Source organism: uncultured Caldilinea sp., assembly GCF_937128415.1.
In the GTDB taxonomy this organism is placed as follows: domain Bacteria; phylum Chloroflexota; class Anaerolineae; order Caldilineales; family Caldilineaceae; genus Caldilinea.
Map to the genome: position 1 here is coordinate 1 of NZ_CAKZMJ010000096.1, position 10,000 is coordinate 10,000.

Below are 10,000 nucleotides of genomic sequence, written 5' to 3' on the forward strand. Positions count from 1 at the left end.
TTCGCATTACGGATCACGCAGATGAAGAAGCGCAAGCGGACCATTTATCCTTTGATAAAATTTTCTTTAGCGTCTTGAACGGTGAAATCATCGAAGATTACCCAACCGACAAGCCTTATCCAAGTTGTTTGATTTACGGTGAGAGTTTTGCTGGAGAGCCAATTCATAGCGTTTGGGCTTACAACCCAGAAACTGAATGGGCAGTGTTGGTGAGAGTGTACCGACCTGACCCCGACCGCTGGCTTGATTGGCGCATCAGGAGAAAGAAATGAAAGCATTTGAGAAGTGCCCTGTCTGTGGTGGTGAACTGGTTGAGAAGGAAGTGGAGAAATTGCTGAAAGGTGGCGTGCACACAGCAGTTCTCAAAGTGCGTGCTGAAGTGTGTTTGCGATGTGGCGAAAGGTTGTATCCTGTCGAGACGGTGAAACGTTTTGAGCAGATTCGGCAAAAACTGGAGCGGCAGGAAGTGGCTGATTTCCAGCCACTTGGTCAGACTTTTCAGGTAGCGCATTAACAAGAACGAGCTGGCTAACCAGCGCATGCACCCGACAGGCTTCGCCTCGCTGCGCTCGGCTCACCGCCACTGAAGCGCAGGCCGTTGGGCCGCCTTTTCTTGCTTCAGAGTAGAACCTCTGGTGTAAAATAATATCAATTGGGCGGATTTTTTTCAGAAGCGGAGTCTTATTATGACAATTGATGAGAAAGTTTACCAACAATTACAGAGACTTCCCCATTCACTTCAGGAAGAACTGCTGGACTTTGTACAGTTCTTACTGATGAAAGCAAAACGAAGAGAGAAGCAAGAATGGTTTTCCCTCTCGCTTTCTTCTGCCTTACGCGATATGGACGATGAGCCTGCCTTGTATGATCTTGCTGATATAAAGGTGATATTTGCATGAAAAAGGCAGGGCAAGTTGTTCTGTTTCGTTTTCCCCAAACTGATCTTGAAGAAGGCAAGTTACGCCCTGCTCTTTTATTAGCGAAACTCCCTGGTGAATATGATGATTGTTAATTTGTATGGTTTCATCGCAAACACGTCACTATGTGGCAGGGTTTGATGAATTGGTACAAGAGATGGATGAAGATTTTGCTCAAAGCGGGCTAAAGGTGGCAAGTGTGATTCGAGTAGGAAGGGTAGCAGTTGTGTCAGGAGACATTCTTATAGGTGCTATTGGCGAAATTTCACCAGCGCGCTTGCGACGTTTGAAACAGGCTCTAGCAAGTTGGCTCTCTTCATCCTAAAGCAGCGCGGTGGGCTGCGCCCGCTGGGAGGCCTTGCTTGTTGCGCTCGCGGCAGCCTAACCAGCGATTGGAGCCGACGCTTGCGGAGGCGCTGACGCACTCCGCTGCGTGCGGCTCAACGCCGCGCCGTTGGGCTGCCTCAGCAACGGTCGTCATGCGACGCAACATTCAAGAACAAGAGAGAAGGAGACAAATGACAAATAGTGCGAATTATCCTCAAGTCACTCGCCCGTACTTCCCCAAAGGCTACGTCGAAAATCCCAAGAAAACCTTGCCTTGGAGCCATGTCGAACAGCGGCTGACGGATGCCAAACATTATTGGCTGTGTTCTGTAAGGCCGAACGGGCGACCTCATGCTATTCCCAAATGGGCAGTCTGGGTCAACGGCAGAATCTACTTTGACGGCAGTCCAGAAACACGCCATGCTAAAAACATTGCCGAGAACCCTTATGTGTCTGTTCATTTGGAAAGCGGCGAAGATGTCGTGATTGTAGAGGGAACAGCCAAGGCGGTAGTCAAGCCTTCGCGTGAGTTAGGTATTCAAGTAGCACAAGCCTATACAACGAAATATGCCACCATGGGCTATGCGCCTGATCCCAATCAATGGGATAACGGGGGGTTGTTCGAGATTACGCTCCACAAAGTCATTGCGTGGACAAGCTTCACGGAAGACCCGACTAAGTTTATACTGGAACCTGAACAAGCAACTTGATGCCTGAAGCGCAGTAGCGATCAAGATGAAGCGCCGGAGTCTTTATAGGTAGGCAGCCCAACACGCGCTTGCATGTGACGCCGCCCCATTAGCCAGCCCTACCCTGGCCATGTGATGCGAACAGGAGAACCCATGAAAACGCTTATCACGGAATTCATCAGCCTCGACGGCGTCGTTCAGGCGCCCGGAGGATCGCGTGAAGACACCGACGGCGGCTTTGCCCATGGCGGGTGGGCCATGAAGTACTTTGACCCAAAGGTCATGGGCGGTGCATTTGACGAGCTCGCCAAACAGAGCGACGCGCTCTTACAAGGACGCCGAACCTATCAAGTGTCAGCCGCCGCTTGGCCCGGACGTTCGGGGGACCCATTCTCAGACTGGATCAACCGGGTGCAAAAGTATGTTGTATCCAATACTCTCACCGAGAAGGACATTACATGGAACCCTACCACAATTATTCGCGGCGACGATTTGGTGAAGACAGTGTCCGATCTTCGAGCGCAACCGGGGGGATATATCTACGTGTACGGCAGCGCGACGATGGTCCGATCGCTCCTCGACGCCGACCTTGTGGATGAGTTGTTGCTCACAATTGTGCCGATTATGCTCGGTGGGGGTAAGACGCTCTTTCCCGCAAACGGAAAGGCGATTCCGTTCGAGTTGGCGTCAACTGCCACGGCGAGCACCGGCGCGTTGGTGTGCCGATATGTGCGCGCACGTTAGCGCCTATTCCGCCTTCGCTGCTAGCTCACACCAGGTTGCAGCCGACGCACTGTGCGCACAGCTGAAGCCGCCCTGTTAGGCCGCCGCTGCGCAGCAGCAGCCTAACGGGGCGGTTTCATTATAGCGTCTCTACTGCTCTTCAATGTTTCAGCGTCGGAGGCTGCGCGACGCTCAGCTCTACTCCAGCCGCACGTAGCCGTGATTGCCTAAATAGGCCAGGATGCGCCGCGCATTTTCCTCCGGCGTGAAATTCACCGTGTCCAGCGTGATCTCCGGGTTGATCGGCGGTTCATACGGGTCGTCGATGCCGGTGAAGCCCGTGATCTCTCCTCGCCGCGCCTTGGCGTACATGCCTTTGACGTCGCGCGCCTCGCAGACTTCCAACGGCGTGTCGACAAAAATCTCTACAAAACGATCTTTGCCGACCATGGCCCGTACATCCTCACGCGTGGCGCGGTAGGGGCTGACGGCGGCGCAGATGGCGATCCCGCCATGGCGCACAATCTCGCTGGCGACGAAGCCGATGCGGCGGATGTTGGTGTCGCGATCCTCTTTGCTGAAGCCCAGCCCCTTGGAAAGATGGGTGCGCACGACGTCGCCGTCGAGCAGCGTGACCTGACGTCCGTGCTCCAGCAACAACACCGTCAACACCTCCGCCGTCGTCGACTTGCCGGCGCCGCTGAGGCCGGTGAACCAGAGGCAGACGCCCTGCCGATGCCGCGGGGGATAGCTTTCGCTCAAAATGTTGGCCACCTCCGGGCGGGTGAACCACTCGGGAAGTTGCACCCCTCGATTCAGGTAATCGGTGCGCACCTGCGTGCCGGAAAGCGTCGTCACCTGCACGCCGTTGGGAATGCGGGTTGATTCTTCGTAGCGATTTTCCTGGGGCAGATAGACCATCTCGCCGAAGGTCAACACGCCGACGCCGATCTCGTCGCTGTATTTTCTGGCCAGCTCCTGGGCGTCATACGGACCGTAGAACGGCCGCCCGAGGGAATCGACGCCAGGGCCGGCGTGGTCGCGACCGACGATCAGATAATTGGCGCCGTAGTTGCGGCGGATGATGGCGTGCCACACCGCCTCGCGCGGGCCGGCCAGGCGCATCGCCAGCGGCAACAGCGCCAGCAGCGCCCGATCTTGCGGATAGTAGCGGCTGAGCAGCGCTTTATAGGAACGCACGCGCGTGAAATGATCGACGTCGCCCGGCTTGGTCAAGCCGACCACAGGATGGAGCAGCAACGTCCCATTGACGCTGTCGGCGGCGCGTTTGGTCAGCTCCTCGTGCGCGCGGTGAAGGGGGTTGCGCGTCTGGAAGGCCACCACGTTGCGCCGACCCAGCGCCGCCAGCCGCGCGCGCGTCTCTGCAGGCGTCAGCCGGAGGTCCACGAAATCATAATGTTTGGGCAGCGCCAGCACGCGCAGCGGGCCGGAAAGATTGAGCTTGCCCCATCGATTCATCTCCGCCACGAGCGGATGCGCCGGGTCCTGCGTACCGAAAACAAGCTGGGCGGTGCGACTGCGATCCCAGCTATAAATCTCCTCCACCGTCAGGATCGCCAGCAGGTTGTTCTTGCTGTCGCGCAGCGCAATATCGCGGTCGTAGCGCAGGTCGTCGATGGCGTCGACCGGGAGCGTGACCGGGATGGGAAAGAGCATGCCGTTGGCCAGCCGCATCTCTTCCAGCACCCGCTCGAAATCCGCCCGCCCCATGAAGCGATCGAGCGGCGAGAAGGCGCCCACGGCAAGCAGCTCGAGGTCGCACAAGGCGCGGTCGGAAAGTTGAATCGATGGCAGTGTGTTGGCGTAAGCGCGCAACGCCTCGTACTCCTTCGCCGGCACGCGCAGATCGACGAGACGACCGCCATACGGCTCAATCAATGTTGTTTCCTGTACAGGTGACAAAACTGTGCTCATAGGACTTGTTTGACTCACTTTCTCCACTTGTGGCGTTTCCGTAAATTATTGTCAGGTGCAACTCTTCAGCTACACCTCCTCGATAGAGCGCAAGGCCTTGATGATTCAAGGAAGCGCAGCGATGAGCAGCAACTGTCGGTTGCAGAACCATTGAGTTGAATTCCGTCGAACGGCGACGGCGACTCCCTCCTACATGGACGCCGATTCCTTGCGCAATGCAAGCGCTTCCCCGGCGAACATCGGCGTCAACCAGGCGAACGCAGGCTGTGCAGTCTGCGCCAGCCGAACAACTTCGCCGATCACCAACACGGCGGGCGCAACGATCTCGACCTCTCTCATCGCCTGCGCCAGGGTCGCCAGCGTGGCGATCACCTGCCGTTGGTCGGGGAGCGTGGCCGATTGCACCGCTGCGGCGGGCGTCTCCGGCGCGCGTCCGGCGGCGATCAGCCGGGCTGCGATCTCCTCCACGGCGGCGACGCCCATCAGCACAACCACCGTATCGATCTGCGCCAGCGCTTTCCAGTTCGGCGCATCGAGGCCATCCACCGTGTGGCCGGCGACGACGGCGAAACTGCGGCTGACGGAGCGATGGGTGACCGGAACGCCGGCCGCCGCCGGTCCGGCGATGGCGCTCGAGACGCCCGGCACAACCTCCACCGGCACATGATGGCGCTGCAGAAATTCCACCTCCTCTCCGCCTCGACCGAAGACGAAGGGATCGCCTCCTTTCAAGCGCACAACGACGGCGTGTTGACGCGCCTTTTCCAGCAGCAGTTGATTGATCTCCTGTTGGCTGAGCGCATGCGCGCCGGCGCGCTTGCCGACGTAGATCAACTCGGCGTCGTCGCGCGTCAGGCCGAGCAGTGCGTCGTTCGCAAGTGCATCATAGAGCACTGCGCCCGCGCGACGCAAAAGCTCCGCCCCGCGCACGGTGATCAGATCCGGGGCGCCCGGCCCTGCACCCACCAGATACACTGCGCCGATGACGCCGTCGCCCGGCTCACCGCTTTTCTTGAAGCTGTCCGCGGCGCTCATGCAGCAAGCTCCAAAGCAGGCGCCGGCGCCGCAGGCCGCTGAGGAAACGTGGAATATTGCGCCAGCAGCGCGGCGACGATGCGCTGAAACGCGGCGTCGTCGCCGGCGCGCAAGGCGTCCAGCGCAGGGCTTTCCACGAGCGCATACCAGAATTCGACGCGACGACGGAACGGATGCACGCGGCGCTGGACGATGGGGCGCAACGCCTGAGCGCGCTCCAGAAACTCGCCGTACTCTGGGCCGATCTCCGCTTCGAGGCGACGGCGCAGCGTCACCGCCAGGGCAGGCGCCGCGCCGCCCGTGCCGATCGCCACGGTCAACAGGCCGCGGCGGAAGGTGGAGACCGCATGAAAGTTGCAGCGGTCGATGACATCCATTACGTTGACCAACTGGTTGTTGGCCGCTCCCTCCGCCCAGATCCGATCGTGCACGACGGGATCGTTCGTGGCGGCGAAGACGACGGCTGCGCCGGACAGGTCACCCGGCTGATAGCGGCGGCGCAGCCATTCGATTTCGCCGGCGCAGGCGCGCGCCTCCACCTCGGGCGCAGCCGAAGGCGCAATCACGCGCACGCGTGCGCCCACTTCGAGCAGGCCGGGAATTTTGTGCACAATTTCGCCCTTTGCGCCGACGAGGATGACAAGTTTATTCTCCAACACCAAGTTGATAGGATAGGTCTTCATTGCGTCTATTTCCGCTCCTTTCATTCTCTGCACGGGGTGAAGGGGCGCACCGGCCAATGCAACCCGCATTCAGTTTTCATGCGCCCCTGCCAGCGACCAGAACGCTCGTCGTTGGCGTCTGCGGGCGGCCGCGTGCAGTGAATGCAGCCGATGCTGGTGTAGCCGAGGTCGTGCAGGCGGTTGTACGGGAGGTTGTACGCCCGAATGTAATCCCACACGGCCTCCCGCGTCCAATGCGCCAGCGGGCTGAGCTTGAAGAGGTTGTAGCGGGCGTCCCAGCCGATCAGCGGCGTCTGATTGCGCGTGGTGGACTGGTCTCGGCGCAGGCCGGTGATCCAGGCGTGTTGACCGGCGACGGCCGCCGCCATCGGCTTGACCTTGCGCTCATGGCAGCAGACGTCCGGCTCCAGCGCCCAGAGGGCGGGGCCGTAGAGTCGCTCTTGCTCCTGCGGCGTCAGCTCCGGCCGCACGACGTGAATTTGGATGCCGTAGCGGCGCTCGATCTCCTCCCAAAGCGCATAGGTTTCCGGGAAGAGAAAGCCGGTGTCGATCGTGACCACCCGCACGTCTGGATTGACTTTCACCAGATGGTCGAGAATGACGATGCCGGTGGGGCCAAAGCTCGTGACCTGCACCAGTCGTTCGCCGAAGGTCACCACGCTCCAGCGCAGAAAATCGGTGAGCGTAAGTTCTTCGAGCTGGCGATTGAGCGCAACGTAATCAACGTTTGAGTGCAACAGCCGCGTCGACGGCGACATAATCTGACATCTCCTTCTCTGCAAGTTGATCCTTCTCTGCAAGTTGATCCTTCTCTGCAAGTTGAGCAATCATCGATTGCAAGGTTTCCACGCCGAGCCGGTGGCAGAAATCGCCGAAGCGTTCGCCCGGCAGGCGTCGATCTCGATAGAGCTGCAGCAGCGGGCGCACCTCCTCCACCAGACGATCGCGTTTGACCAGGTCTTTGTAGGGTTGATTGAGGCGCGTGCCGTTGCTGGCGCCGCCGACGAAGATGACGTAGGCGTCGGCGGAGCGTCCGACGAAGGCAAGGTCGGCGACGTAGGGGCGGGCGCAGCCGTTGGGGCAGCCGGTCATGCGCACGGTGAACGGCTCGTCGGCCAGCCCCAGCTGCGCCAGCTCGACTTCCAGCGCGTCGATCACCGCCGGCAGCGCGCGCTCCGCCTCCGTCAGCGCCAGGCCGCAGGTGGGCAACGCCACGCACGCCAGCGAATGACGCTGCACCAGGCTCAGGTCGGAAGGCAGAGGAATCCCGTGCTCGCGCAAGGTGTTCTCAACGGCGAGCATGTCCTTCTGCTCGATGTCGGTCAGCAGCAGGTCCTGGTTGGGCGTCAGGCGCACACCGGGGCGGAAGCGTTCGATGACGGCGCGCAGGCCGCTGCGCAGCCGCAGCGCGCCTTCGTCTTTGATGCGTCCGTTTTCGATGGAGAGGCCGAGGAACCAGCGTCCGTCGCCCTGCGCATGCCAGCCGTGATGAAGCTCGTTCTCCGGCGGAGGCGTCGGGGCGGGCGGCTGCAGCTTCCAGCCCAGACGGCGCTCGACTTCCGTGCGGAACCGATCGGCGCCCCACTCGTGCAGCAGGTATTTCATGCGCGCGTGTTTGCGGTCGCTGCGGTTGCCGTGATCGCGCTGCACGGTCACGATCGTCTCCACCACCTGCAACACCTGCTCCGGCGTCACGAAGCCAATCAGGTCGCCCAGCCGTGGGAAGGTGTCCACCTTGGTGTGGTTCATGCCCATGCCGCCGCCGACGATCACGTTGAAGCCGAGCAAGGTTTCCCCCTCCGCCACGGCGACGAGGCCGATATCTTGCGTGTAAACGTCAACGCAGTTGTCGCCGGGATAGGCGATGGCGATTTTGAACTTGCGCGGGAGGTATGTCTTGCCGTAGATCGGCTCCACCTCCTCCTCGACGGGCGCGGCCAGCTCCACCTTTTCGCCGTCGATCCAGAGCTCATGATAGGCGCGCGTGCGCGGCAGCAAATGGTCGGAGATGCTGCGGGCGACGCGCTGAATCTGCTCGCGCACCGGGTCCTGGTAGGGCGCGGGGCAACAGGCGACGTTGCGCACGACGTCGCCGCATGCGCCCAGGGAGGTGATCAACGCCTCGTTCAACTCTCGGATCGTCGCCTGCAGGTCGCCTTTAAGGATGCCGTGAAACTGAAAGCACTGCCGCGTCGTGACGCGCAGGGTTCCGTTGGCGTAGCGCTGCGCCAGATCATCGTGCACCAGGTATTGCTCCGGCGTGAGGAGGCCGCCCGGAATGCGCGTGCGCAACATGAACGAATGCGTTTTTTCCGTTCCGCGCGCGCCTTTGCGTTGATCGCGGTCGTGTTGCTGATACAGCCCATGAAATTTCAACAGTTGTTTGCCGCTCTCATCGAAGTGATCGAGGTCATTGTGCAGTTGCTCCGCCAGCGTCCCGCGCAAATAGTTGCTGTTCTCTTTGATCACTTCAACGCCCGAGGGCGCATCGGTTTTTGGACGCGTTGCCATGCATTGCTCCTTTCTGAAAAAGCCAATAAGCCTATGCTCCCTGCCGGCTTCGTCATCGACGCACGACGTCGACGGACGATGTCAACGGACGAAACCGGGCAAGGCTCGAACCAGGTTCAGTTTTTTTACAGCATTGGGATGTTGCGGGCGACTCAGAGAATTCCGACGGTTGTTGTGCGGCGTCGCTCAACAGCGCCAGCCGGCTTCTCTAAGCTCCCGCTAGCGACAGATGCAGGGGAGACAGGGGAAAACAAGGCGGTGCACAAGCTCGCGTTGCAACTGGAAGAAGCCGAAACGTCTGTGCTGTTTGAATCGATGTCCCTTCATAGCGCCCTTTGCTTTCTGTTGATGGAAAAGGTCAACCGTGAAAGCCATTCTTGAAAGTCCGGTCTATTCAATCGGATTCATGGGCAAGGCCCAACGATGCCTCTTTGAACTTCGCCCATTCCATCCGCAAAAAAATAGCCCACCGAGCGAACTCGATGGGCTGCTTTCTCAAAACCCTATGACGCCCGATCACGCCGAGTTCGCCCGCTTGCACGCGCGCAGACAACAACACTCACAGGCCATACAGACATTATTGAGGATGAAGAACGTGGCGTTGCGTTGCATGTCGTCTGCGTTCTGTTTGGCTCGGGCGAAATTCTAATGGCGCCTCTCAAAAACTCATCCTTCAAGTTGGTGCGGTATTGTACGCAACGTTCCAGATCGTGTCAAATCGACAATCAACGCTGCGCGTTTCTGCGCACGACGCTCACGGAGCGCCCGCCTCTGCGATCAACAGCGCCAGCAACGCCGTGCGTGGGACGATGCTGTTCAGCTCGATGTACTCATCCGGGCTGTGGTCGAGGCCGCCGATCGGTCCGAGGCCATCGAGCACGGGAACGCCCTCTGCGGCCACGAAGCTGGCGTCGGAAGCGCCGCCGGTGCTGGCGCCTTTGACGGTGAAGCCGAGATCATGGGCGATCCGCTGCGCCAGGGCCTCGAGCGCTGCGACGGCGGGCGTGCGCTCCATCGCCGGCATGGCGCCATCGAGGTTGACGTCCAGCGCGGCCGTCGTCCCTTCCAGCACAGGGCGAGCGAGTTGGCTGCGGATGGCGTCGAGCAGGTCGGGAATATCGGCGTTGCGCCAGGCGCGCAGATCGAGTTCGGCGCGCGCCTCCTCGGCGACGACGTTCGG

The 10,000-nt window shown here is 60.1% G+C and carries 14 protein-coding genes (1 of these 14 cut by a window edge); 7 read left to right on the forward strand and 7 right to left on the reverse strand.

Going from position 1 to position 10,000, the window contains the following annotated elements:
* The 4 genes from Q0367_RS18450 to Q0367_RS18465 form a co-directional block, all read left to right on the forward strand.
* A partial coding sequence (locus tag Q0367_RS18450) for a DUF4258 domain-containing protein (RefSeq protein WP_298984022.1) occupies nucleotides 1-272 on the forward strand: 272 nt, incomplete at its 5' end.
* The gene (locus Q0367_RS18455; protein ID WP_298984024.1) at nucleotides 269-514 is read left to right on the forward strand and encodes a YgiT-type zinc finger protein; all 246 of its coding nucleotides are present in this window, start codon (nucleotides 269-271) and stop codon (nucleotides 512-514) included. The genes Q0367_RS18450 and Q0367_RS18455, both read left to right, overlap by 4 nt.
* Nucleotides 515-686: 172 nt before the next feature.
* Nucleotides 687-899, forward strand: a complete 213-nt coding sequence (locus Q0367_RS18460) for a DUF2281 domain-containing protein (protein WP_298984026.1) — start codon at nucleotides 687-689, stop codon at nucleotides 897-899.
* Between the two features lie 118 nt (nucleotides 900-1,017).
* Nucleotides 1,018-1,242, forward strand: coding sequence for a hypothetical protein (locus tag Q0367_RS18465; protein ID WP_298984028.1), 225 nt, complete (start codon nucleotides 1,018-1,020; stop codon nucleotides 1,240-1,242).
* Here Q0367_RS18465 and Q0367_RS18470 read toward each other — a convergent pair.
* Nucleotides 1,234-1,398, reverse strand: a complete 165-nt coding sequence (locus Q0367_RS18470; protein WP_298984030.1) for a hypothetical protein — start codon at nucleotides 1,396-1,398, stop codon at nucleotides 1,234-1,236. The genes Q0367_RS18465 and Q0367_RS18470 overlap by 9 nt on opposite strands.
* 37 nt (nucleotides 1,399-1,435) lie before the next feature.
* Between Q0367_RS18470 and Q0367_RS18475 the strand changes: the two genes are divergently transcribed.
* The gene (locus Q0367_RS18475) at nucleotides 1,436-1,954 is read left to right on the forward strand and encodes a pyridoxamine 5'-phosphate oxidase family protein (RefSeq protein ID WP_298984032.1); all 519 of its coding nucleotides are present in this window, start codon (nucleotides 1,436-1,438) and stop codon (nucleotides 1,952-1,954) included.
* A gap of 132 nt (nucleotides 1,955-2,086) precedes the next feature.
* A complete protein-coding gene (locus Q0367_RS18480; protein ID WP_298984034.1) occupies nucleotides 2,087-2,677 on the forward strand; it encodes a dihydrofolate reductase family protein in 591 nt (196 codons plus the stop codon).
* A gap of 177 nt (nucleotides 2,678-2,854) precedes the next feature.
* Here the strand turns inward: Q0367_RS18480 and Q0367_RS18485 are convergent, their stop codons facing one another.
* The 5 genes from Q0367_RS18485 to Q0367_RS18505 all read right to left on the reverse strand — a co-directional run bounded on the left by Q0367_RS18485 (nucleotide 2,855) and on the right by Q0367_RS18505 (nucleotide 8,820).
* Nucleotides 2,855-4,591 (reverse strand): bifunctional sulfate adenylyltransferase/adenylylsulfate kinase, encoded by a 1,737-nt coding sequence (locus Q0367_RS18485; RefSeq protein ID WP_363325890.1) that lies wholly within the window; start codon nucleotides 4,589-4,591, stop codon nucleotides 2,855-2,857.
* Nucleotides 4,592-4,780: 189 nt separating this feature from the next.
* A complete protein-coding gene (gene cobA, locus Q0367_RS18490; protein ID WP_298984038.1) occupies nucleotides 4,781-5,626 on the reverse strand; it encodes a uroporphyrinogen-III C-methyltransferase in 846 nt (281 codons plus the stop codon).
* The gene (locus tag Q0367_RS18495; RefSeq protein ID WP_298984040.1) at nucleotides 5,623-6,309 is read right to left on the reverse strand and encodes a bifunctional precorrin-2 dehydrogenase/sirohydrochlorin ferrochelatase; all 687 of its coding nucleotides are present in this window, start codon (nucleotides 6,307-6,309) and stop codon (nucleotides 5,623-5,625) included. The genes cobA and Q0367_RS18495 overlap by 4 nt, the downstream gene beginning before the upstream one ends.
* Before the next feature lie 20 nt (nucleotides 6,310-6,329).
* Nucleotides 6,330-7,067, reverse strand: a complete 738-nt coding sequence (locus tag Q0367_RS18500; protein WP_298984042.1) for a phosphoadenylyl-sulfate reductase — start codon at nucleotides 7,065-7,067, stop codon at nucleotides 6,330-6,332.
* Nucleotides 7,030-8,820 (reverse strand): NADPH-dependent assimilatory sulfite reductase hemoprotein subunit, encoded by a 1,791-nt coding sequence (locus tag Q0367_RS18505; protein WP_298984044.1) that lies wholly within the window; start codon nucleotides 8,818-8,820, stop codon nucleotides 7,030-7,032. Before Q0367_RS18505 ends, Q0367_RS18500 begins: the two co-directional genes overlap by 38 nt.
* 33 nt (nucleotides 8,821-8,853) lie before the next feature.
* Here Q0367_RS18505 and Q0367_RS18510 point away from each other — a divergent pair, with 33 nt between their 5' ends.
* Complete coding sequence (locus Q0367_RS18510) at nucleotides 8,854-9,201, forward strand: hypothetical protein (protein ID WP_298984046.1); 348 nt, start codon at nucleotides 8,854-8,856, stop codon at nucleotides 9,199-9,201.
* Between the two features lie 373 nt (nucleotides 9,202-9,574).
* Here the strand turns inward: Q0367_RS18510 and Q0367_RS18515 are convergent, their stop codons facing one another.
* Nucleotides 9,575-10,000 carry the final stretch of a M20 family metallopeptidase gene (locus tag Q0367_RS18515; RefSeq protein ID WP_298984047.1) on the reverse strand. Its footprint extends 750 nt past the window's final position, so the window shows 426 of its 1,176 coding nt (coding positions 751-1,176); its start codon lies off the right edge, out of view; it ends in the stop codon at nucleotides 9,575-9,577.

Bases quoted from the DNA above. Each gene is read 5' to 3' on its own strand.
- Q0367_RS18480 (WP_298984034.1), top strand. From the start codon at position 2,087: ATGAAAACGCTTATCACGGAATTCATCAGCCTCGACGGCGTCGTTCAG.
- Q0367_RS18505 (WP_298984044.1), bottom strand. From the start codon at position 8,820: ATGGCAACGCGTCCAAAAACCGATGCGCCCTCGGGCGTTGAAGTGATC.
- Q0367_RS18475 (WP_298984032.1), top strand. From the start codon at position 1,436: ATGACAAATAGTGCGAATTATCCTCAAGTCACTCGCCCGTACTTCCCC.
- Q0367_RS18500 (WP_298984042.1), bottom strand. From the start codon at position 7,067: ATGTCGCCGTCGACGCGGCTGTTGCACTCAAACGTTGATTACGTTGCG.
- Q0367_RS18455 (WP_298984024.1), top strand. From the start codon at position 269: ATGAAAGCATTTGAGAAGTGCCCTGTCTGTGGTGGTGAACTGGTTGAG.
- Q0367_RS18465 (WP_298984028.1), top strand. From the start codon at position 1,018: ATGGTTTCATCGCAAACACGTCACTATGTGGCAGGGTTTGATGAATTG.
- Q0367_RS18470 (WP_298984030.1), bottom strand. From the start codon at position 1,398: ATGACGACCGTTGCTGAGGCAGCCCAACGGCGCGGCGTTGAGCCGCAC.
- Q0367_RS18460 (WP_298984026.1), top strand. From the start codon at position 687: ATGACAATTGATGAGAAAGTTTACCAACAATTACAGAGACTTCCCCAT.
- Q0367_RS18485 (WP_363325890.1), bottom strand. From the start codon at position 4,591: ATGAGCACAGTTTTGTCACCTGTACAGGAAACAACATTGATTGAGCCG.
- Q0367_RS18510 (WP_298984046.1), top strand. From the start codon at position 8,854: ATGCTCCCTGCCGGCTTCGTCATCGACGCACGACGTCGACGGACGATG.
- Q0367_RS18495 (WP_298984040.1), bottom strand. From the start codon at position 6,309: ATGAAGACCTATCCTATCAACTTGGTGTTGGAGAATAAACTTGTCATC.
- cobA (WP_298984038.1), bottom strand. From the start codon at position 5,626: ATGAGCGCCGCGGACAGCTTCAAGAAAAGCGGTGAGCCGGGCGACGGC.